General features: G+C 32.5%; 20 protein-coding genes and 1 pseudogene. 4 read left to right on the top strand and 17 right to left on the bottom strand.

The genetic code is table 11. The features are described 5' to 3' along the window. Positions 1–208 precede the first annotated feature (208 nt). Positions 209–1,174 (bottom strand): C39 family peptidase, encoded by a 966-nt coding sequence (locus CRO45_RS15965; RefSeq protein ID WP_097150620.1) that lies wholly within the window; start codon positions 1,172–1,174, stop codon positions 209–211. 126 nt (positions 1,175–1,300) lie between these two features. Between CRO45_RS15965 and CRO45_RS20300 the strand changes: the two are divergent. Further along, a pseudogene (locus CRO45_RS20300) lies at positions 1,301–1,411 on the top strand (ATP-binding protein); the annotation flags it as partial. Positions 1,412–1,599: 188 nt separating this feature from the next. Here the strand turns inward: CRO45_RS20300 and CRO45_RS15955 are convergent. The 10 genes from CRO45_RS15955 to CRO45_RS15905 all read right to left on the bottom strand — a co-directional run bounded on the left by CRO45_RS15955 (position 1,600) and on the right by CRO45_RS15905 (position 13,281). Then, on the bottom strand, positions 1,600–2,217 hold the full coding sequence (locus CRO45_RS15955) for a YdhK family protein (RefSeq protein WP_097150619.1): 618 nt from the start codon (positions 2,215–2,217) through the stop codon (positions 1,600–1,602). Positions 2,218–2,345: 128 nt separating this feature from the next. Further along, the gene (locus CRO45_RS15950; protein ID WP_097150618.1) at positions 2,346–4,763 is read right to left on the bottom strand and encodes a heavy metal translocating P-type ATPase; all 2,418 of its coding nucleotides are present in this window, start codon (positions 4,761–4,763) and stop codon (positions 2,346–2,348) included. Positions 4,764–4,848: 85 nt separating this feature from the next. Beyond that, positions 4,849–5,055: a copper chaperone CopZ gene (gene copZ / locus CRO45_RS15945; RefSeq protein WP_036189846.1), complete on the bottom strand. Its 207-nt coding sequence runs from the start codon at positions 5,053–5,055 to the stop codon at positions 4,849–4,851. A 15-nt stretch (positions 5,056–5,070) separates the two neighbouring features. Next, positions 5,071–5,412, bottom strand: coding sequence for a metal-sensitive transcriptional regulator (locus CRO45_RS15940; protein ID WP_036189844.1), 342 nt, complete (start codon positions 5,410–5,412; stop codon positions 5,071–5,073). A gap of 313 nt (positions 5,413–5,725) precedes the next feature. Beyond that, positions 5,726–6,355 carry a TlpA disulfide reductase family protein gene (locus CRO45_RS15935; RefSeq protein ID WP_097150617.1) on the bottom strand — a complete coding sequence of 210 codons (630 nt, stop codon included), beginning with the start codon at positions 6,353–6,355 and terminating at the stop codon, positions 5,726–5,728. A gap of 465 nt (positions 6,356–6,820) precedes the next feature. Continuing rightward, the gene (locus CRO45_RS15930) at positions 6,821–7,855 is read right to left on the bottom strand and encodes a metal ABC transporter solute-binding protein, Zn/Mn family (RefSeq protein ID WP_097150616.1); all 1,035 of its coding nucleotides are present in this window, start codon (positions 7,853–7,855) and stop codon (positions 6,821–6,823) included. Positions 7,856–8,117: 262 nt separating this feature from the next. Then, positions 8,118–8,486 carry a hypothetical protein gene (locus CRO45_RS15925; RefSeq protein ID WP_097150615.1) on the bottom strand — a complete coding sequence of 123 codons (369 nt, stop codon included), beginning with the start codon at positions 8,484–8,486 and terminating at the stop codon, positions 8,118–8,120. A gap of 220 nt (positions 8,487–8,706) precedes the next feature. Beyond that, positions 8,707–10,890: a copper-translocating P-type ATPase gene (locus CRO45_RS15920; RefSeq protein WP_097150614.1), complete on the bottom strand. Its 2,184-nt coding sequence runs from the start codon at positions 10,888–10,890 to the stop codon at positions 8,707–8,709. A gap of 161 nt (positions 10,891–11,051) precedes the next feature. Beyond that, complete coding sequence (locus CRO45_RS15915; RefSeq protein WP_170949521.1) at positions 11,052–12,248, bottom strand: methyl-accepting chemotaxis protein; 1,197 nt, start codon at positions 12,246–12,248, stop codon at positions 11,052–11,054. 616 nt (positions 12,249–12,864) lie between these two features. Beyond that, positions 12,865–13,281 (bottom strand): rhodanese-like domain-containing protein, encoded by a 417-nt coding sequence (locus CRO45_RS15905; protein ID WP_097150612.1) that lies wholly within the window; start codon positions 13,279–13,281, stop codon positions 12,865–12,867. Between the two features lie 669 nt (positions 13,282–13,950). On the opposite strand from CRO45_RS15905, the gene CRO45_RS15900 reads away from it, so the two are divergent. After that, positions 13,951–14,871 (top strand): C40 family peptidase, encoded by a 921-nt coding sequence (locus CRO45_RS15900; RefSeq protein ID WP_097150611.1) that lies wholly within the window; start codon positions 13,951–13,953, stop codon positions 14,869–14,871. A gap of 162 nt (positions 14,872–15,033) precedes the next feature. Continuing rightward, positions 15,034–15,966 (top strand): endonuclease I family protein, encoded by a 933-nt coding sequence (locus tag CRO45_RS15895; protein WP_235864619.1) that lies wholly within the window; start codon positions 15,034–15,036, stop codon positions 15,964–15,966. Between the two features lie 201 nt (positions 15,967–16,167). On the opposite strand, the gene gap is transcribed toward CRO45_RS15895, so the two are convergent. From gap to CRO45_RS15865, 6 genes are all read right to left on the bottom strand, one after another. Continuing rightward, entirely contained in the window at positions 16,168–17,175 is a 1,008-nt protein-coding gene (gene gap, locus CRO45_RS15890) for a type I glyceraldehyde-3-phosphate dehydrogenase (protein WP_097150610.1), read from the bottom strand. Positions 17,176–17,399: 224 nt separating this feature from the next. After that, positions 17,400–18,215, bottom strand: a complete 816-nt coding sequence (lgt, locus tag CRO45_RS15885; RefSeq protein WP_097150609.1) for a prolipoprotein diacylglyceryl transferase — start codon at positions 18,213–18,215, stop codon at positions 17,400–17,402. 39 nt (positions 18,216–18,254) lie between these two features. Continuing rightward, positions 18,255–18,467, bottom strand: coding sequence for a bZIP transcription factor (locus CRO45_RS15880; RefSeq protein ID WP_097150608.1), 213 nt, complete (start codon positions 18,465–18,467; stop codon positions 18,255–18,257). A 254-nt stretch (positions 18,468–18,721) separates the two neighbouring features. Beyond that, positions 18,722–19,066, bottom strand: coding sequence for a four-helix bundle copper-binding protein (locus CRO45_RS15875; RefSeq protein ID WP_097150607.1), 345 nt, complete (start codon positions 19,064–19,066; stop codon positions 18,722–18,724). 129 nt (positions 19,067–19,195) lie between these two features. Continuing rightward, positions 19,196–20,110, bottom strand: a complete 915-nt coding sequence (locus CRO45_RS15870) for a cupredoxin domain-containing protein (RefSeq protein ID WP_097150606.1) — start codon at positions 20,108–20,110, stop codon at positions 19,196–19,198. A 226-nt stretch (positions 20,111–20,336) separates the two neighbouring features. Further along, positions 20,337–21,542 carry a D-alanyl-D-alanine carboxypeptidase family protein gene (locus CRO45_RS15865; RefSeq protein WP_170949520.1) on the bottom strand — a complete coding sequence of 402 codons (1,206 nt, stop codon included), beginning with the start codon at positions 21,540–21,542 and terminating at the stop codon, positions 20,337–20,339. A gap of 471 nt (positions 21,543–22,013) precedes the next feature. Between CRO45_RS15865 and CRO45_RS15860 the strand changes: the two genes are divergently transcribed. Beyond that, positions 22,014–22,319, top strand: coding sequence for a hypothetical protein (locus CRO45_RS15860; RefSeq protein ID WP_097150605.1), 306 nt, complete (start codon positions 22,014–22,016; stop codon positions 22,317–22,319). Positions 22,320–22,612: the final 293 nt, after the last annotated feature.

Genomic DNA, 22,612 nt, shown 5'->3' with positions numbered 1-22,612 from the left:
TGAGACTAGTTAATTTATTTAAATATGAAAAAAAAACTTGATCGTTTTTTGCTGAGTTCTTCCGTAATCTCGCCCGGTCGTATTATAAGGTCAGCCAGAAAACATTTCTGGTTGACCATTTTTTACATCGATATATGATAACGGTAGACGGATGTTCTTCCCTCTTGATATAAAATCGAACAAAACAATTTGTAATGTTAACTAATTTTTAATATACTACGATAGCTTGCTCCCCTAAAGACACATAACTTTTGAAAAATTCGGTTTTATCTAAAGTTACGTACCCTTTAAGGGGATCCATTACTTCAACTTCATCATTTTTTATACCGATTATTACCATTGTATGCAGATTTGTAAACATTTGATGATATTCTCCCGTTTCTTCAATGTACCACCCTCCACGAATTTTCGGCTTCGAAAGGTCTAATGTGACCCATGCAATTACAGGTATTCCCATATCCACATAATTTGTAATCTCTTCTAATGTACTACCACTAATATTTTGCGCTTGTAATTTAAGTTTTCTATCTCTTATAAAATTATTTGCCGCATTGACAATTGGCTCAGCAAAAACATAGGTACCTGTTTCTAAGCTACCCGGGTACCCTCCATACGCTATATTTGGATCAGGACCATATTTTTTACTTCCGTTATATTTAAATGGCTGTTTAGGTAAATATTGATCAGTCATTTCCATTTTGTCTGTGGCTGCTCCATAATAATTGAGTACTGCTGTAAGAGTTGTTATTTCGCAACCATTTGGTAATTCAGGATGTTGTAGTAGAGATGGTACGGCTAGTGCTTGTTCGCTATTTAGAGCATTTGTTTGTACAATCAGATTTTGCTTAGTTTGACTATATGTAAATTCTTTCTCAGTAATATACATTCCAGTTTTAAAATTTTCAAATAATCCAATTTGTAATGAATACTCTTCATTTTCTTCTAAGTTATGAAAGATAACTTTCCCCTCACCTGTACTCACATTTGAATCCAGAATACTCCCCTCATTATCAAGTAATGTTACGTATAATTTATTCAGAGGTGCTCCACTTGAGTATTCAACAATCAATACAGTTAGTTTATTTGAATCATAGTTATTTCGTTCTACTTTGTTTGAACAAGCAGCTAGTAAAGTTATAACTACTAAGGCGATAATAATTCTACTATTTTTCATTTCATTTCCACTTTTCCATATATTTCTCTTACTAATTTAACAAACAAATATGGATAATTTATGGATATAAAATATACTATGTGGGAACGATTTTATAAAGCGGATTGAACAAGGTCCACTAAAACAGATACAGGAATCGGCCTGTCTATTGTCAAGCACATTTTAGATCTTCATCAAACCGATATTCAAGTGGAAAGTGAATTAGGGAGAGGTTCCACATTTATAACTTATAAATAATGTTATTAATTTAAGAATTCTCACTAGCTTTAACATAATAATCAAACAAAAAATTTAAAATGCTCCTACCATAAAGTAGGAGCTTTTAAATCTCTGCATTGGGTTTCTTGCACAGTTTGTCTAACTTATAATTGATGAACACCAATCAGTTAGCTTGCTTTTAACACGAAAATCCGAATACTATTAGTTTATTGAGCTGATAATTCATTTTCTGTTACCCATTTATGGTTTGTTACTTGTTCACCTGTTGTAGAAGTAAAGTCAACCATATAAACAGTCGTTTCTTCAGCTGAATCTATTGTGGCAGTAGCGCCCTTCATACCCTTCATATGATCAGCATTAATTGTTGCTTTGGTTCCTGGCTGTAAGACTCCTTCACCAACACCTTCTAATTCCTCATGAATAACCCACTTATGATTTGTTACCGGATTACCACCAGTAGTTGGAGTAAAAGAGACAGTATATACTGTTGTATCATAAGCACCTACAATCGTTGCTTCGGCACCTTTCATACCAGGCATATGATCTGATTGAATAATTGCTTTACTGCCAACAGGAAAAGTTGGGTTTGTAGCATCTTTTAAACCTTCTGGTACTTCACCTGAACCAGAGTGATTCATGTTAGAATGGTCCATACCTTGCATTGCTTCGCTATTTTCACCATTCATGTTATTTTCAGGCGCTGCATTTGACTCTTCTTGAGTCGTTGAATTTTGTGTTGTATCATCAGCGTTCTCTCCACCACATGCTGCAAGTGTTAAAGCTGCAGCGAATGAAATAATACCAAGAGTAAACTTATTTGCCATTCTTTATTCCTCCAATTTTTTCATAATTTCGCGTAGATTATGCAATATTGAACTTTTTATAGTATTGATAAAAGGAATTCTACATATACATAAATAAAAAAAAGACCTACCAAGTAGGTCTTTTTTTATTATTTTACTAACTTCACTCTTTGCAATCTTAGTGCATTTAAAACTACTGATACAGAGCTAAATGCCATTGCAGCACCCGCAACCCATGGAGCAAGCAAACCTATCGCCGCAATTGGAATGCCGAGTGTATTATAAGCAAATGCCCAGAATAAGTTTTGTTTAATATTACGCATAGTTTTGTGACTCATGATGATTGCATCAGCAATACTATTTAAATCTCCACGAATTAATGTAATATCAGCTGCTTCCATTGCAACATCTGTTCCTGTACCAATGGCCATACCAATATTAGCTACTGCTAGCGCAGGTGCGTCATTAATACCGTCACCAACCATTGCAACCTTTTTCCCAGAAGCTTGAAGTTTTTTCACTTCTTCAGCCTTCCCTTCCGGCAATACCTCTGCAATGACATGATTAACTCCAACTTCCACTCCAATAGCATTGGCAGTTCGTTTATTGTCTCCTGTCATCATAATTACTTCAATATTCATATCTTTTAGACGCTTGATGGCTTTTTTAGATGTCTCTTTAATTGTATCAGCAACAGCTACTAAACCTGCATATTGACCATCAATACTTGCTAACATCGCTGTTTTACCGTTAGCTTCTAGCTCTTCCATCTTGCTTAATATTGTTGAAATTGTGATTCCATTATTACTCATTAGTTTTCGAGTTCCAACTAATATCTCTTTACCATTGACAACCGCTTTGACACCGTAACCTGGAATCGCTTCGAATTTTCCGACATTTGGGAGTTCAATACTACGGTCTTCAATCCCTTGAACTATCGCTTCGGCAAGTGGATGTTCGGATTGTTTTTCACTTGCTCCTATTAGGGATAGGAATTCTTCTTCATTTACCCCATCTTCTACGATGACATCTGTTAATACAGGCTTACCATATGTTACTGTACCTGTTTTGTCTACAACGACTGTATCAATATGGTGTGTTTGTTCAAGATGTTCTCCACCTTTAAATAAAATACCAAATTCAGCTGCTCTACCGGAACCTGCCATAATAGATGTTGGAGTTGCTAACCCAAGCGCACATGGACATGCAATAACTAGAACTGCAATCATTGCTTCTAAAGCAGATCTAAATTCACCTGGTGCTACAAGTGTAAACCAAATGATAAAGGTAATAATTGCAATGACGATAACAATAGGTACAAAAACTCCTGAGATTTTATCCGCCATTCTTTGTATCGGCGCTTTGGAACCTTGTGCATCTTCTACAACTTTAATAATTTGAGCTAACGCTGTGTCTCGCCCAACTTTTGTCGCTCTCATTTTAATAAAACCATTTTTATTAATTGTTGATCCAAATAAAATGGAACCGATTGTTTTATCAACCGGAATACTCTCACCTGTTAACATAGATTCATCTACCGCTGTGTAACCCTCTATGACTTCACCATCAACAGGTATCTTTTCTCCTGGTTTTACTAAAATTGTATCACCAATGACAACTTCTTCTAGTGGGATTTCTTGTTCTACCCCATTACGAACGACTAAAGCGGTTTTCGCTTGTAATCCCATTAACTTTTTAATTGCTTCAGAAGAACGACCTTTTGCTTTAGCCTCAAACAATTTCCCTAATACAATTAACGTAATTAATACAGCACTTGTTTCAAAATAGAGTTGTGCATGATGAGGCTCACCAATTGTAATGATTGCTTGATAAACACTATAAAAATAAGCGGCAGATGTTCCCATTGCAACAAGAACATCCATGTTTGCACTTTTATTTTTTAATGCTTTAAATGCACTTACATAGAACTGCCATCCTACATAAAATTGAACAGGTGTTGCTAAAACCATTTGAACCCAAGGGTTCATTAGAATTTCTGGCATATAGATAAATGATGTAAACGAAAAGTGACCAATCATCGACCATAACAGTGGTAATGAAAGAATTGCAGCAATGATGAACTTTGTTTTTTGTTTTTTAATTGCTTGTTCTCGGAAATCTGCTGTGTCCTTTTCATTCTCTTTTATATGCGCCCCATAACCTAATTTCTCAACTCTTTGAATAATATCTGATACTGAAACTTCGGTTGGATTAAATTCAATCGTTGCATTTTCAAGAGCAAGGTTGACGGTTGCCATTGATACACCTTCAATTTTACTTAATCCTTTTTCTATTCTGTTGGCACAGGCTGCACAAGTCATTCCTGTAATCGAGAATTCTTTTTTCTCTTTTGCGACACCGTAGCCAAGATCTTGAATTTTCTTTTCAAAGTCTTGTTCACTAATCTTTTCAGGATTATATTTGATGATGGATTTTTCAAGAGCTAGGTTAACATTCGCTTCTTCTACACCGTCTAGTTTATTTAGACCCTTTTCAATTCTTGTTGCACAAGCTGCACAAGTCATACCTGTTATTTGTAAACTTGTTTCTTTTAACTCACTACTCATGTTGCTTTCACCTCATTAAATATACCACTATGGGGTATGAATTTTTGAAAGAAATAGAGTGCTATTGTAAGCACTCTACATCTTGTTACTTAACATCGTATCCTTGATCATCAATTGTCTCTTTAATTTTTTCAAGTGTCACTTTCTCATCATTGAATTCAACGTTTACCTTTCCAGAACTTAAATCAACTTTTACTTGTTCAACACCATCCAACGATCCAACACTACCTTCAATCGATTTAACACAATGACCACATGACATTCCGTTTACGTTTAATGTTACATTTCCCATATTAATTCTCTCCTTTTATTTTTTCATTAATTTTTGAATTGTGACAAGTACTTCATCTAAAACTTCTAAATCCCCTTCTTGTATACGATCTACAACACACTCTTTCATATGTGCTTCCAGAAGGAGTTTTGCTACACTATTTAACGCTGCCTGAGTAGCAGATATTTGTGTGATAACATCATCACAATAAGTATCTCTTTCAATTAAACCCTTTATTCCTCGAACTTGCCCTTCTATCCGATTAAGCCTGGAAACAAGATTTTTCTTTGACTTTTCTGAATGGTGACTTTTTCTAATATTCAAACTAGAGCAACAACTTTCGTCTAATAAGGATTCATTTTTTAATTCGGGTTCCATGTTACTTCCCCCTTCTCACATTCATTATAGTATACCCTAGTACCCTATGTAAATAGAAATATGTCTTAGGTACATAAATTATTTCTTTTATCCCTTTCATATAACTAAAATAAAGGTTGTGTTTAACTCAGTATTACTATGCGAGTAACTAAGAAATTGTTCAATTTTCCTTCCATTTTTTAATGAAGGTGTTGATTGTGTATGTTCTTTAAGTAATGCGGATTAGTTGCTAAATTCATTCTATTCTTAGCAAAAGAAACCCCACCAAATAAGTAAAGGAAGTTATGAACGCAAGACAAACACAGGGTAGTTTCTACTCCCCGTACTTTTCATCGGTCCTTTGGATTGAATTAACTATTTCATCCATCATTTGTTCGTTCATTGGACCTACTATCTTTTGGAAAACTCCCCCTTCAGTATCTAGAATAAAACTAGTTGGTATAGTCAAAATTTCGTACATACTCCTAAGAACACCATCTTTGTCTAATAATACCGGAAAGGTTAAACCATAATCTTGTACAAAAGATTCAATTGCTTGTTGACCATTATCAAAGTTAGTTAGATTAACGGCAACGATTTCAATTCTGTGGTCTTTATTTTTTTCATAAAACCTTTGCATTTCAGGCATCTCTTCTATACATGGTGGACACCAAGTGGTCCAAAAGTTTAAGATAACTATTTTACCTTTAAAATCAGAGAGATTAACAGCTTTGCCATTCAAATCTGACAATGTGAATTCCGGAGCAAGCTCAACTTTTTGAGAGTCATTATCGTACCCAGTTATCTCAGTGGATTTGTTATTGAGAGATTCATTTAAGGTCCCTTGCTCATTAACCTGTACAGTTTTTCTAAGATTTTTGATATTTTCTTCGGATAAAATAACAAAAGTGACATAGCTAATAAATAAGGCAACGAAAATAACAGAGATGTATTTTTTTAACATAAATACCTCCTAATTGGTTGGATAATCAACGTTCGCTTCAATTCCTGGTTCACTGGAGCTTCGTTAAGCATTCTTTAATTCTTCTTGAATAATCCACTTATGGTTTGTCACTGGTTCACTACCAGTGGTTGGGGAAATAAGAGACAGTATAAACTTCTTAAGATCTTAATTGTAATTATAATTTTTGCAGAAATTATGCAGATGTTAATAAAATTAACTCAAATAATTATAAACTTAATTTTGTCCCTGGTTTACCCAGAATATTCCTATTAAAGGTATTTAAAAAAAGGTGCTATTAGTGCACCCCTAGATTTCTCCTTGTTCACCATTGATCTAAGTTCATGATTACTTTACTAATTTTCTCAAGTATGTTCATTGTAACCCTTAGCTCTACTTAGAATTTAAATATCTTGTAACTTGTTATTAAGTATTCTAATCATATTTAAGTTACTTAAGTACGAGTAATTATTGATTCCCCAACGCTTTTCTTAAAGTTTCAATATTTTGTTTCATTAAAGTGAAATACGTTTCATTATTCGCAATATCTTCTTTGGTAAGGACACTTAGGTTATGCAATGTAAGTGATTCCGCTCCTATTTCAGATTGTATAATCTCAGCTAATTTAGAAGATACATTTTGCTCAAATAAAACATATTCAATTTTTAAATCTTCTGCTAAAGCAACAACTTCTAATAATTCTTTTTGTGATGGTTCATTTTGTGAATTCAGACCAGCAATTGGTACTTGTTGCAAACCATATTCCCCAGCAATATATCCAAAAGCAGCGTGTGATACAAAAAATGTTCGTGTATTAGCTTGGGCCACCATATCTTTAAACTGAATATCTAGTGTTTCTAACTCGTTAATTAATTTTTGATAATTTGCTTCAAACTTATCAGCCTGTTCTGGCATTTTTTCTGTAAGTGCACTCTTTATGGCTAATGCAAGATCTGCAGAAAGAGATGTAGAAAGCCATACATGAGCATCAATTTCATTATGTTCTGTATGTACATCTTCAGATTCACTTGTTACTTCCTCATCATTGTGTGCTTCTTCAACTTGGGTACCTTCATCTTCCTCCGAATGTGCGACTTGTGAATCGCCGGTGCTTATATTAAGCATTTCATTAGGTATATTGGCTGTTGTAGCAACAAACTCTACTTTTTCATTTTTTAATGTCTCTTGAGCATTTTCAATAAAACCTTCAAGACCAAAACCGATGTAGAATATCAAATCTGACTCTGCTAACTTAATCATATCTTGTTGCGTTGGCTCAAATGAATGCTCATTTGCTCCTGGGGGATAAACAGATGACACTTTAACAAATTCTCCACCAATACGTTGTGTAAAATAACTTAATGGATATACCGTTGTATAAACCTGTAATTTTGTTTCTTCTTCAGAACTTTCATTCCCCTGTTCGTTCTGCGCAGTTTCATTGCTACATGCCGCTAGTAGAACAAAGCAAAGAATCAACAGTGTAAATATATAACTTTTCAACTTTTCCACCCTTCCAAATAGTAATGATTACTATTAACAAAACAAATAATAACCAATTACTTTATATAGTGCAACTATTAAATTTTTAATTTTATGAAAAAGATCACACTATAAAGGTAATAGTTGGATTTAGGAACCAGCTGTAAAATTTTATTCGAAGTAATTTGTGAGGAATAACACTAAAAGTAACTGGGATTTTGTTGAAAGTAAAAATTTAAATTAGCCTTGCTAATAATAGATTAACAAGGCTATTTCTCAATCATTAATTTATGAAATAAACATACATTGTAAACATCATTGCTATCAAAATCCCAACTCCCAGAATTGAATAGCCTATCCATTTAATGTCATCTACTTTTTGAAATTTTAGATATTCTTTATAATTGATCTCTCCCTTTGCAAACCTTAAGCCAAAGTCATCAGGATTAATAGTAAAATAATTTTTATTCTCATCTTCTAGAATTATTTTAGTAATAAGGTCATTACTATTAAATTGTGAAGTTTGAAATTGAGGTTCCCAACAATAACCCTCGGAAAATTCCACTCTCGCTACGTTGTACAAAGAATTTTTACGTATTTCCTCAAATACTCGATATGAATGATTTTCGATAAAGTCGTTATTTATACACATGTTCTCACCCCTTTTTTCTTGTTAGTATTTGTTCATTATTTTATTTATTATATGCTGAATAACCATAAATAGAGGGTTAATATTCATATTAAAAATAACGAAAGAAAATTCGCCTAAAATGTTTATTAAGCGAATTTTTTTGATACTTTCAATTGCCATATTTATTTTACATACATATTTAGAAAATCTTCTTGCGAAACTATTGTAATTATTTACCAAATTAGTCAATTCTCAAAAGTTGAGCATTAATCGCACAGATTATAGTACTTAATGACATAACCGCAGCCCCAATTGCCGGTGTGATCACAATACCTGCACTAATAAGAACCCCTGCTGCTAGTGGGATGGCAATAATATTATATCCTGCAGCCCAAATTAAGTTCTGAATCATTTTTATCCGACTTGCCCTAGAAAGTTTTAAAGTGCTTAAAATATCTACTGGGTTACTATTAACTAGGACAACATCTGCAGTTTCAATTGCAACATCTGTTCCCGCTCCAATAGCAATACCTAAATCAGCTTCAGCTAAAGCTGGTGCATCATTTACACCGTCTCCAACCATCGCGACTTTTTTGCCACCCTCTTTTAATTCTCTCACATTATTTGATTTTTCATGTGGTAAAACTTCAGCAATCACCTTTGTCATTCCAAGCTTTTCACCTACATAATGTGCTACGCGACTATTATCACCAGTCATCATGACAGTTTCAATTCCAAGATTATTTAATTCTTTTATAACCTTATAAGAGGATTCTCGAATAATATCTGCTAATGCAATCATTCCCTGAAGCGCATTATCCTTTAATATGAAAATAACTGTTTTCCCTTGTTGTGCAAGTTTTTCATAAGTTTCTATATCAAAGGAAATATTATTTTCTCTTAATACACCCGGACTAACAATAGCAATTTCAGAATCATTAATTTTCGCAACAAGTCCTTTACCCGTTAGGTTTTGATAATTGGATACTTTATATAGTTCTAAATCTCGTTTCTTACCTTCTTTTACAATACCTTTTGCAATCGGGTGTTCAGATTGCGTTTCGACTGAGTACGCTAGTTTTAATAGTTCCTCTTCACTGATACCTACAGTTGGATGTATATTTGTAACACCAAAATTACCTTCAGTTAATGTACCAGTTTTATCAAATACAATACGATTGATTCTAAAAGCACTTTCAAAAGAGGTACGATTACGGATTAACAAACCGTTTTTTGCAGCAATAGATGTTGATCTAGATGTTACTAGTGGAGTAGCTAAACCTAATGCATGAGGACAAGCAATAATTAATACGGTCACCATTCGCTCTAAAGCAGTATCAAAGTCACCAGTTGACCACCAATATGCGAGTGTGATAATACCTGCAACAATCGCAACATAGAATAACCATTTAGCAGCAGTGTCAGCGAATCCTTGTGCTTTAGATTTCGTTTTTTCTGCGTCACTTACTAATTGGATAACTTGAGCAAGATATGTTTCACTACCTGTTTTACTAACGTTTATTTTTAGAATACCTTCACCATTAATGGATCCACCAATGGCTTCCATTCCAATAGTTTTTTCTACTGGAACTGATTCCCCAGTCAACATTGATTCATCAACTGTTGAATGACCTTCGAATATTTTTCCATCAAGCGGAATTTTTTCTCCAGGTTTAACAAGGATTTGATTACCTGGTTTTAAATCCTCTACAGAAACATCAATAATATTTCCTGATGAATCTATTTTGTGTGCTTCTTTAGGCATTAATTTTATTAGCTCTTCTAATGCTTTTGAAGCTCCCATTATAGATTTCATTTCAATCCAGTGACCTAGTAGCATAATAACAATCAAAGTAGCTAACTCAAAGTAAAAGTCACTACCTTCAATAAAGAATGCTGTTAAAGTGCTATATACGTAAGCAGTGACAATTGCTAGCGAAATCAGCAACATCATACCAGGTGCTTTGTCTTTTATTTCACTCCATGCACCGAGTAAAAAAGGCTTTCCTCCATAGAAAAAAACTATTGTAGAAAGTAAGAATAATAAAAATGTATCTCCTGGAAAGTTGACTTCATACCCAAATAGCATTTGAACCATCATGGATAAGTATGAAATAGGTATTGTTAGAACTAATGAGATCCAAAAACGTTTCTTAAATTCTCCTATCGAGTGGCCATGATGTTTGTCATGACCTCCTTCATGATCATGTCCACCATGGCTGTGATTTTGATGTTCCGAATGTTTGCTGTGATCATGTACATCGTGGTTATGATGTTCATGCCCTAGATGTTTACTATGATCATGTGCAATATGTCCCTTATGCCCACCATGGACATGCTCACTTTTATTGTGATGTTCATGTTCACTTGGATTTGAATGGTGATGTTTATGATTTTGTTTACCATCTCCATTATCGTTTCTCATTACTACCACGCTCCTTATAGCCGATTTAGGAAGATTAAGGAAAGCTACCTACAACCTTCTTGTATTTATATTAATACTATATACCATGTATGGGTATATTCAAATCACTTATTTGGAAATTTATTGGCTATTTTTCGAACTTTATTTATGATTCAAGAATTTTAAATAACTGTAAACTTTTTTGTTGATTCCCTTAAATCTTCAGCAATATTTGATAACGATTCTGTTGATTTAGTTATTTCTTCAATTGCAACTAGTTGATCTTGGCTTGAGGAGGAAACATCAATAGAATATTGAGTATTTCTCCTTGCTAAAGTAGAAATTTGATCTATTGTAAGAGAAATTTCTTCAGCATTTAATGCCATTCTTTCTGCTGCTTGTAATATATTACCCATTTCTCGGTTCATTTCCTCCGTCGATTGAGAAATTACAGAGAATTTTACTTTTGTATCGTTAATAATATCAATACCTTCTTTTACATCTTCAATAACTTTTCTCATTGTTTGCACAGAAACATCGGTAGCCAGTCTCATTTGGTCGATAATCGAGCCAATCTGTTCAGTTGATTGATTTGATTGTTCTGCGAGTCTTCTTACTTCCTCTGCAACAACTGCAAATCCTTTACCTGATTCTCCAGCCCTAGCCGCCTCTATTGCAGCATTTAAAGCCAACAAATTGGTTTGATTTGCTATATCAGAAATAACATTTAAAATTTGTGCAATTTCTTGTGAACGTTTAAGGAGCTCTTGAATAGAAATATCCGATTCACTAACTGAGTTTTGTATTAAGATCATTTGACGAACTGATTTTTCAACTGCTCGCTCTCCATCAACAGCATAGCTTTTCGTTTCGTGGGAGGTATTGGAGACTTCCCCTGTATTATCTAATATTCTTTTAATCCCTTCATTCATTTCAGTAATAGCAAATACCATTTTCTCTATTCCATTCGATTGGTTTTGTGTATCAACTGCAACCTCTCTAATAGAACTAGAAATAAGATTAGAAACTGAATTCGTTTCACTTGCACTTTTTGCGAGGGTTTCGGAAGAACTAAGAACTTTTATAGAAGTTTCATTCAATTCGCCAACGATATCCTTTAAGTTCCCCAACATTACCTCAAATGAATTAACTAATAAACCTATCTCATCGTTTGATTTTTTTGGTATAGTTACAGTTAAATTCCCCTTAGCAACCTCCCTTGTCACATTCAATAATAATTTAAGTGGAGAAACAATTATCCATTGTAAGAAAACAGCAGCTATGATAGTTGTAAATATAAGATTTATCGCTGTGCTAATATATACACCATATGTAACTTGAACATTATGATTTAAAAACGAAGTTATGTAGTTTGTCAAAAGCATGCTTATTATGAGCGACATTATAATTACAATATTCATCTTAATAGTTAAACTACGAAACCTTTTGCTTGGTCCATTCATAAATAGTTTGAACACTCCCAAATAATTTTAATTTTTACGAGTTTTTTACATAAATAGTATATTACAAATATATGCAAAAACTATCAAATTGTAAAAATAGCCTTCTTTACAAGGTGCATCTTAAGCAGAATTTATTTCATATTGTTAGTCTTTTGATACGAATTATAAAAGTAAATTGAATCAATTACTGAATTTTAAAATCTCTATGAATCCCCAGTAATTCTCTGTTAATAATAAAGTAAAACAAAGGATAGGATACTGCTAAATTACGTACAGACAATAAACAGCAGTACACAACATTTACATTCAAAGAACCCATTCGCTCAGATTCTTTTATTCTTTACGATCAAACAAAAACAAAACAAATAAAGCCTATTCAAGACTCTGCATCTTGAATAGGCAAAATTACAATTTAACCATCTAATGAACACCTCTCACTTGACTTTCAGTGCGTTTTAAACGGTTAAGAAGTTGCTGTTTATTAGGCTGGACTGTTGTTTTCGTAGTTTTCTGCATGATTTCCTCTTTTCTGCTATTTTTCCAGATTCCCTGTCCATTCAGCAATACCTCCCTCGAGGTTAAAAACGTTCTTATAACCATTTTCTAACAAAAGATTTCCGCTTTCCGTCCCCATACGACCTGTATGGCAAACAAAGATAACATCCTTATCTTTAGGCAACTCGGTATATCTTGACTGAATTTCATCAAAAGGAATGTTTATAGCACCGGGAACTCTACTTGTGGCAAATAGTTCGGGTTCCCTTAAATCAACAATAACCATATTTTCCTTACTATCAATCATTTTAGTAAGCATTTTAGTATCCACTGTTTGTAATTCAGAAATAGTTTCAGAATCGTTATTTGATGACACATATAAGGATGTCGCTATCACAATAAAAGTAACTACTATCAATCCAAACAAAACCGCAAACTTATTTTTTCTTTTCATCTACACTGCTCCTCCCTAGAATACCTTATATCCTAATCATTTTCTTTTAGTAAATCTTATAATCAATAGAAAGTGGTTTCATTTAACAAACTAAAGTAACCGCTTAGCTGTCAATTCAATTAACAAATTTATAAAATTGTTCCCGCTTTTCCCTAGCGCACTGTATAACTGTATCAACTATTCTACAACAGAGTACAATTTCTCTAGATAACTTATCCATAAACAAATGGCCGAAAGAACGATCCTTTCTTTTTAAATTCCCTCAATATAGAGGATTTACGCGTCACTTATTTTCATCACACCGATGTCATTCATAAGAGGCTCCCCACATCCGATCAGGCAGCCGGTATAAAGCTCCTTACAATTTGTAGTTTATTAAATGGATAGGGATTTACTTCTTACACTATTAATCATACAAGTAAAATATGGAGTTTTTATGGAGAAATCATAACTTAAAGATAGTTTTAATGAAAAATTTTTAAGATAAAGAACTTTAAAGGTTATTAATCAAAAAATAGTATTTCATAATAAGTGCAAGCTAAACCATTTTTATTACAAAAATGATATTTCTGCATAAATTTGTAATGGAATTGAAAGATTACATACTAAATTTCTATGATATTCTTTCTTTAGTAAATTAAAGAACTAGCTTTCAAAAGGAGATTCGACATGAGAAAAAGATGGTTACTACCCATCTTTGCATCTTTTATGATAATTACTGGTATAGGTGCAAATGATGTAGAAGCGGCAACAATATCAGATATAACAAATACAGCAAAAGACTATATCGGCGCTCCTTATAAATTTGGTGGAACGGATATTAATACGGGTGTTGATTGCTCAGCATATACACAATTTGTATTTTCAAAATTAGGTATTTCATTAGATCGTACGTCAAGAGCTCAATACCAACAAGGTTCTACAGTTTCAAAAAATAATTTAGAAGCAGGCGACCTAGTATTCTTTAATACTTCAGGGTCAGGTATTTCTCACGTTGGAATATACATAGGAGAAGGTAATTTTATTTCCGCTACACCAAGTTCTGGTGTAAGAATTGATAAATTAGATGATCCATATTATTGGGGGTCACGTTATATAGGTGCAAAACGTGTGGCAAATTTCACAACAACTGCAACTGCAAAAGGAGAAGTTAAGGATGCAGGGATAGACTTTAGTGTTTACGCATCTCGCGGTGAAGTAGCTCTTCAACTTTCAGAAGCTTTAGGATTAGATACATCCGATACGAATTCTCCATTTTCGGATCTGAAATCATCTTCTAAGTATGCGGGTGCTGCTACAGCATTAGAAAAAGAAGGGATTTTTAGTGGAGATGAAAAAGGCAAATTTAATGCAGGTTCACCTATCACACGTGGTCAACTAGCCAAAGTATTAGTTGAAGCTTTCGATTTAAAGAAACAAGGCAATGCAGAAATGTTCTCAGATGTTACAACATCTCATTGGGCATATGAATATATTTTAACACTATCTTCAAATAAAATTACTTTAGGTAAAGGTGATGGAAGTTTTGGTGTAAACGACAAGGTTACATTAGAACATTTAGAGGTCTTCTTAGAGCGTTTAACTAAATAAATTATAAAAGGACATCTCAATAGTTTTGAGACGTCCTTTTTAGGTTAATGATGAAGTCCAAATTGATTAATCAGAAATTCGAGCCTAACTTTAGCGTGATGTGTATTTCAATTTGTTCTAAAACTTGGATAATCTTGATGTATGAGGTGAAATAATTGTCAATTGAAAGGTAGTGATCAAGTTATGCTAAAAAGTCAACTCGAAGAATTAGAGTGGATGGAAAAATGTGATCCAGATGTGCTTATTGCTGAACTAATAGATAATCAACGTAAAATTAAAGCTAATTATGATTTATATTACGATGAAAAACAAGACCAATCTTGGGTCAATCATTATTACTGTAATATTTCCACTAATACAAGTGATTTATTTCAAGAATATCATGACCTTATTTCAAAGACTCATCAATTTAAACACCGATATTACTTTAGTAAAGACCAGTATTTATATAAATGGGTCGATCTCCAACCTAATGGGCAATTAAAATGTATTTACTCCGGTAAAACTAAAAATCCTCAAACATTAATAGAAGAGGATTTTAAAACAATACAAAAGCGATTTGAAAGTTACCGTGAACTTATTAAAATTCAAAGATATTCTAATAATCAATTAATAAATCATGTGAAAAGAATTTCAAATCAACATAAATTTAACGCGGAACATGTAGTCCCACAGTCTTGGTTTCGAGCAAAGGAGCCAATGAAGGGTGATTTGCATCATCTATTTGCTTGTGATCCTAAATGTAATAATTTACGATCTAATTTCCCTTATTATGACTGTGAAGTAAACGATCTGCCTTTAAGCAATCAAAGCGATTGTGGTAAACAAGCGATAAATCGATTTGAACCAACATATGGAAAAGGTGTGGTTGCACGTGCTACTCTATATTTTTTATTACGTTATCCTAACGAAATAACTAGGCAATTCCGAAAAAATATTGATATTCCATTACTAATTCAATGGCATAATCAGTATAAAGTAACAGAATATGAAAGGCACCGAAATAAAGCTATTTTTGAAATTCAAGGAAACAGGAATCCTTTCATTGATTTCCCAGAATTAATTACTTTAATATACCAACAATCGGAATTTTAATCCTTAATTGCAGATTAGGGTAAGAATTAGGGTTTACTTTTCTTGATTTCGCTTCATAAATATCATTATTATTAATAACTTCAAAAAAAGCGCATATCCCTTTGGAAATGCGCGTTTGTCAATTCTAGGTTGTTGTAATTTAATTGGTGAGAAAGAATATATTGAGCTGTATGTACCGTGGTTTTAGAAATTTGGAGTTAATTACTCCTTGGTTAGTTTTACAAAATATTCTAATAAACGAATCATATTTGATACAAAACCATATTCATTATCGTACCAAGCAACGGTTTTTACTAATTGTCCTCCATTTGCATCCATTACTTCTGTTAATGTAGCATCGAAAATAGAAGTGTGAGTATCACCAATTACATCAGACGATACAATTTCATCTTCGGTATAACCCAGAGACTCATTTGAGGCTGCTTTCATTGCTTCGTTAATTTCATTTATTGTAACCTCCTTGTCTAGAACTGAGAATAACTCGACAAAACCTGCTGTGATTACAGGAACTCGAGTAGTTGTACCAGTGATAATACCATTTACTTCTGGTATTACTTTTCCAAGTGCTTTCGCTGCACCTGTTGTTGTTGGAATAACATTTTGTGCACCTGCTCGTTTTTTACGCCCGCCTGGAGCATCTTGCATAGCCTGTGAAGGTGTATAGGCACGAGATCCTGTCATTAATCCACGTCGAATACCAAATTTATTTACCAATACATTTGTCATTAACGCTAAACCGTTAGTTGTACATGAAGCAGCTGAAATGATTTTCTCATCACCATTTAATGTGTCTTCATTAACTCCAAATACAACCATTTTAGTAACATCATCCTTGGCTGGTGCTGAAATAACTACTCTTTTTGCTCCAGCACGTAAATGTGCTTCAGATTTTTCAGCTGTAGTATAAAAGCCAGTACATTCAAGAACAACATCGATTTCCAATTCATTCCAAGGTAAATTGCCTGCATCTTGTTCTTTATAAGTTTTTATCACTTTCTTATCTACAATAATTGAATTATTGGATACTTCTACATCATATGGGAAAACACCATAAGCTGTATCATACTTTAATAAATACGCTAAATCTTCATTGTCTGTTAAATCATTTACTGCTACAACTTCTAAATCCGTATTCTCCAGTTCTTGAATACGACGATATGCTATACGCCCAATACGTCCAAATCCGTTAATTGCTATTCTTATTGCCATACATACATCTACTCCTCAAAATTTATTTTCATATCAGAGTTCTATGAAGTATATACTCCCCTTAACTAATTATAGTTACTATGAAATTAACATAGTTACATTATCCTAAAAATCGATATTACTATTTTTTTAGTTTAGTAAAGTTTCAAAATCATGTACATGAATGAAGAGGCGAACATTTAAATAATGTATTTGCCCCTTGTATTACTACAAAATATATAACCTTACTCCTTCTTATCTGAATATCGTAATGTAGAATAACCATATTTTCGTCTATACCATATTAAAATTAAAGCTATTCCAATTAGTATTAAAGAAAGTAATTGCGCAATTCGCAGTGAATCTGTTAGCATCAAACTATCTGTTCTTAATCCCTCTACAAAGAATCGACCAATTGAATACCATATTACATAAGATAAGAATAATTCTCCTCTTCTAAGGTTAAACCTTCTTAGAATTATAAGGAATATAAAACCTGCAATATTCCAGACGGATTCATATAAGAATGTTGGGTGGTAATAAATACCACCTATATTCATTTGATTAATTATAAACTCTGGAAGATTTAGACCTTCCAAAAATGACCGTGTAACTTCCCCTCCATGTGCTTCCTGATTCATAAAGTTTCCCCAACGTCCAATCGCTTGACCAAGAATAATACTTGGTGCAGCAATATCGGCTAATTTCCAAAAAGATACTCCTTTTTTCTTAGCGAAGATAACTGAAGTGATAACGCCACCTATTAAAGCGCCATGTATGGCTATACCACCTTCCCATATTACAAATATCTTACTTGGGTTTTGAAAGTAATACTCCCATTTAAATAAAACGTAATAAATTCTCGCGCTAATAATGGATATTGGGATTGCCCAAAATAATAAATCAGAAAAAATATCTTTTGGTAGACCCAATTTTTCAGATTCTCTTGTTGCCAATAACCATCCTAAAACAATTCCTATTGCGATAATTATTCCGTACCAGTAAATAGTGACTGATACAATATCAAATGCTACTCTATCTAATTGTTGTATGTTATCCAATTAACTCTTCACCTCAAAAATGAATTCACGATGCGAAATTTATTTTTTTGAGAACAACTCATTGATTTCTTCTCTTAGTTTTTCATTTTCCTTTTCCAAAGTAGTTACTTTGGACTCTAACTCAATTAACGTTGAGTGTTGGGTTTTTTGATTACCTTTACCATGTGTATGTCGATGTCCACCAAACATCATAAAAACCATCATTAACGGGCAAATTAGTAAGATTAACAACGGTAACCAATTCCAGTCCATATAATCAAATCTCCTTTATTTATCAACTTTTGATTTCACCCTTAATAATACAAATAAAATATGGAGTTTTTAAGGAGAAACAGTTGACTTAGAATAAAATTCTTAATTTCATTTATTTGAAATAAAATTCTCTTCAAACAAAAAAACCTTCTAATTATACGTACAAATTTTGTACGCATATTTAGAAGGTTAATTTTTTTAATTATATTTAACTGAATTCTTTGTAGGTAATCCATCAGAGGGACTTTTGGTGTTTAAGAAGCCATATTTCTACATGCTTCTGCACACTCGCGACAAATTTTCGCACATTCTTGACAATGTGCATCCTGGAATTTTTCGCAGTGAGCAGCACATGCCTCACAAATATCTGCACAAACTTGACAATATTCCTTTGAAAATTCACTATTTCTAGATAAGAAACTTACCAATTGTAAACAAATTTGAGAACAATCAAGTAGCATTTGAATACAATGAACTCTTGCTTGTGCATCTGGCTCTTGTAAGCAAGCAGTAAGACACTCATCACATGCTCTAGCACATTTAATACATAGTTCTATACAATGATCCATGTCTGTCGGTGATGTTGATAATACCCCCATAATCAATCCTCCTTTTAATTTTGAAATGCAATACTAATGTTTACCCTAATAATTACTTTTATTCAAATTCAGAACTTGTATATTTATTTAAGCAATAAAAAAAATTACCACTAAGGTAATTTTTTAAATCTAAACTACTGAAATCCAACCAATCATACCGGATTCCTTATGGCCTGGGATTGTACATACGAATTCATATAACCCAGATTCTGTTGGTGTAAAACTAATTGTTTGTTCTTTTTTAGGACCAGCATGTAAATGAATTACATTTTCATTTTCGCCATGAGTATGACTTGTTTTTTGATCCTTATTACTAGTTGGAATTTTAACTTCAAAATCATGTTCTATATTATCTTGATTTTTAAGAATAATTGTAACCGATTCATTTAGTTGTAGATCGAAATTTGACGGAAAATACATCATATTTTTAGTTTCTATAGTAATTAGTTTAGAACCTTGTTGTTTGGAAGATTGCTTATCAGAATTATGATCATGTGATTTCTCTGATATAATATTGACTTGTTTTTCTGCGTATGACACTCCCCCGATAAAATAAAAGGTAATCAAAGCAGCAATTACAAGTGGTTTCATAACCCAAAACTTATTACTCGTGTCTTTTAAATTATTTCTCTTAGAAAATATCGCAAATAAAAATATAGTTAAGATGGATAGCAATAAAAAAATTCTAACTAGAGGAATAATTTGCTCGAGACTAACCATTTCACCTAACATGGCACCCATCATTCCACCCATTAGTCCAGACATTATTCCTTCTAATGCAGCGAGAATCCCAAAAACACTTCCACAAATAAGTCCAATAATTGACCCAGATAAAATTGAAACTACTGTTGATAAAAACAAATTCCCCTGAAATAAACCACCAAAAAGAGTACCAATTGTTAATCCAAAATTCATACTATAAAACATAATAATACTCATTCCATGCATGGGTTTAATATTCTTCTTTAAAATTCTTGATAATAAAATGACAATTACTGTTAAGATTAATAATGAAACTAAAATAAATAACTGATAGTATCCCACAAATCCATCCTTTAAAATAATTGATTTATTAATTCATATCAAATTATATTAAATACCCTTTAGAGGTATGCCCACAACCTTTAAATTACATAAAAATTTCATTAAAAACATTGACAAATTATTTGGATAATATCTTTTACGCAAAAAAAATAGCTTGAAGAAATAACTATATTCAAGCTTATGGTTAATTAAACATCTACAAATAATTGACTTTAATTTTAGTTTTTTAGTAGTACATTTTTTTATTAAAGTTTCTATAGAACCATCTGCTTATCATTAATAAGGCAAGAACAAACATTGTAAAAAATAAAACATATATAAATGTATAATTGCTGTGATCTTTTATTTGACTATCCTTGGTTTCTGATACATTTTTATCATTAAGAGTCGTAATTCTCTCTAACTGAAATGTGGCAATTACATCTTGGAAGTCGTTTTTTAATTCTAATAAACCATCATTAGTTATCTGTTGATGAATCTTTTCATTTTTAGAAATCGTATAAATAAGAATATCATTATTTATATATTCCTCGTTATTGATTGCAAACAATTGGCCTTCGGAAATACTCTCAACATTAAAATTGTCAAAACCATAATCAAGTAGGTCTACTGTATCGTGATATGCAATATCTTCTGATGGGGCATTAAGAGTAACCGCAATTAATGAAAGTTCTCCCCTTGTTGCAGTAGTAACTAAAGTAATACCAGACTCAACAACATAACCAGTTTTTCCTCCAGTAATCCCATCATATGGTTGTTGCCTCATTAATTTGTGATGGGTATATATGGTTGTATCCCATGACTTCCCATTCCACTTTAGTTCCTTTGTCCCAAATATTTCTCGGAAGTCTCTATTTTTCATTGCATATTTTGTAATCAAGGCGAGATCACGGGCAGTAGTTTGGTGTTCCGGATGGTATAGACCATGTGGATTAACAAAGTTTGTATTTTGAAGTCCTAAATCCCTCAAATACCGATTTAAACTAGTTGCGAACCCCTCTACCGATCCATCCAAATGTTCTGCGATTGCCACACCTGCATCATTCCCAGAATTGATTAGAAGCCCCTGAATAAGCCTTTTTAATGTTATTTTTTCTCCTTCTTCTAAATAAACTCTAGTACCAACTACTTCCCTTGCATTGTGACTAACCGTTACAAGGTCATCAAGGTTTCCATTTTCAATTGCATAAATAGCAGTGGCAATTTTTGTTAAACTAGCTGGATTCATCTTTTTATCTGGTTTTTTTTCATATAAAGTTCGACCTGTTTTTCCATCTATTAAGATTGCAGCTTCACTTGTAATAAGTGGTTTATCAGGAGATACTGCTTCAATTACCTTATTATTAAAACTGTTCGAAAATATTGAAATGACTATTAGTAACATCAATAATCTCTTTACAAATGAAAATTCAATGCTTATAAATCTGCCCATATGTATTATTCTCCCCATATTAAATTACCTAATGTATTAATGTATTTTAAGAAAAAAATATGAAAAAATTAAGGAGAAATTAAAGGAAATATATAATGTAATTAAAAGGTAATACTTCTTATTTTCAATTTACTTTTTAAATAGACTTAGAACCTATAATTGTTCTGGTTACAGTTAATATTATTTAAGTTTTAGAAATATTTGTTAGCTTGAATTAAAGTTTGATAAAAAATAACTCTAAAAGTCAAATCAAATAAAAAATAAAAAGAAAGTATTATGAGCAAAGATAGATCAAAATACTTTCTTCTTTGTTATTAAGTATGTAGTCTTTATAAAAAAGTTTAATTATTTTTGTAGTTCTTATTCAATTAAAGCGCACGATTGTGGAATATTAATGCTCCCCCCCCATTTCCTTATTAAAGGGTTCTCTTCTTTTCTGTAGAATATTTACAATTAAAGGAGGTGTCATTAATGGGCGTTAAAATCACTGGACTAAACAAACTAAAGAAATTACAAAAAGGAGCTAAAGAATTATCAGAAACTAAATCAATTCCGATTACTGAGTTATTAACGGATACTTTTTTAATAAAAAACACAGATTTCAATGGCTTTGTTGAATTTGAAAATAGTGAAATTTTCAACAAGTATAAAAACATTGAAGATATTCCCGATGACGAAATGGATGAGTTTATCAGAAACAAATCAAACTTCGATTCTTGGGAAGACTTACTCAGTAATGCAACAGAAGAGTATGTTGTTAAGAAGCTTGGCTTTTAGTTTTTTAATAGCAATTCCTAACTTACTACTCTCCTACTATTTTACTTTAACAAGAAAAGGACGATTGCCTTTATTGTGCAATCGTCCCCATTAATTTAAGTACAATTCTACATTAATAATTTATAATCTTTTTTAATCTTCAATATAGCCCATTTTATATAATCACTACTCTTCAACTAATCTGACCGGTTAATTTAATAAGAAAAAAGTTATCTTTGGTAACCACATGATCTTTAATTTAAAGCCCCCGTTCGTATTATTTCATGATTTAAAGACTTTATTGAAAAACTAAA

Origin of the sequence: Ureibacillus acetophenoni, assembly GCF_900220965.1 — a bacterium.
Taxonomy (GTDB): domain Bacteria; phylum Bacillota; class Bacilli; order Bacillales_A; family Planococcaceae; genus Ureibacillus; species Ureibacillus acetophenoni.
This window is presented reverse-complemented; position numbering and strand designations above follow the sequence as displayed.

Coding starts and splice junctions, on each gene's coding strand:
- CRO45_RS15965 (WP_097150620.1), bottom strand. CDS start 1,174: ATGAAAAATAGTAGAATTATTATCGCCTTAGTAGTTATAACTTTACTA.
- CRO45_RS15955 (WP_097150619.1), bottom strand. CDS start 2,217: ATGGCAAATAAGTTTACTCTTGGTATTATTTCATTCGCTGCAGCTTTA.
- CRO45_RS15950 (WP_097150618.1), bottom strand. CDS start 4,763: ATGAGTAGTGAGTTAAAAGAAACAAGTTTACAAATAACAGGTATGACT.
- copZ (WP_036189846.1), bottom strand. CDS start 5,055: ATGGGAAATGTAACATTAAACGTAAACGGAATGTCATGTGGTCATTGT.
- CRO45_RS15940 (WP_036189844.1), bottom strand. CDS start 5,412: ATGGAACCCGAATTAAAAAATGAATCCTTATTAGACGAAAGTTGTTGC.
- CRO45_RS15935 (WP_097150617.1), bottom strand. CDS start 6,355: ATGTTAAAAAAATACATCTCTGTTATTTTCGTTGCCTTATTTATTAGC.
- CRO45_RS15925 (WP_097150615.1), bottom strand. CDS start 8,486: ATGTGTATAAATAACGACTTTATCGAAAATCATTCATATCGAGTATTT.
- CRO45_RS15920 (WP_097150614.1), bottom strand. CDS start 10,890: ATGAGAAACGATAATGGAGATGGTAAACAAAATCATAAACATCACCAT.
- CRO45_RS15905 (WP_097150612.1), bottom strand. CDS start 13,281: ATGAAAAGAAAAAATAAGTTTGCGGTTTTGTTTGGATTGATAGTAGTT.
- CRO45_RS15900 (WP_097150611.1), top strand. CDS start 13,951: ATGAGAAAAAGATGGTTACTACCCATCTTTGCATCTTTTATGATAATT.
- gap (WP_097150610.1), bottom strand. CDS start 17,175: ATGGCAATAAGAATAGCAATTAACGGATTTGGACGTATTGGGCGTATA.
- CRO45_RS15880 (WP_097150608.1), bottom strand. CDS start 18,467: ATGGACTGGAATTGGTTACCGTTGTTAATCTTACTAATTTGCCCGTTA.
- CRO45_RS15875 (WP_097150607.1), bottom strand. CDS start 19,066: ATGGGGGTATTATCAACATCACCGACAGACATGGATCATTGTATAGAA.
- CRO45_RS15865 (WP_170949520.1), bottom strand. CDS start 21,542: ATGGGCAGATTTATAAGCATTGAATTTTCATTTGTAAAGAGATTATTG.
- CRO45_RS15860 (WP_097150605.1), top strand. CDS start 22,014: ATGGGCGTTAAAATCACTGGACTAAACAAACTAAAGAAATTACAAAAA.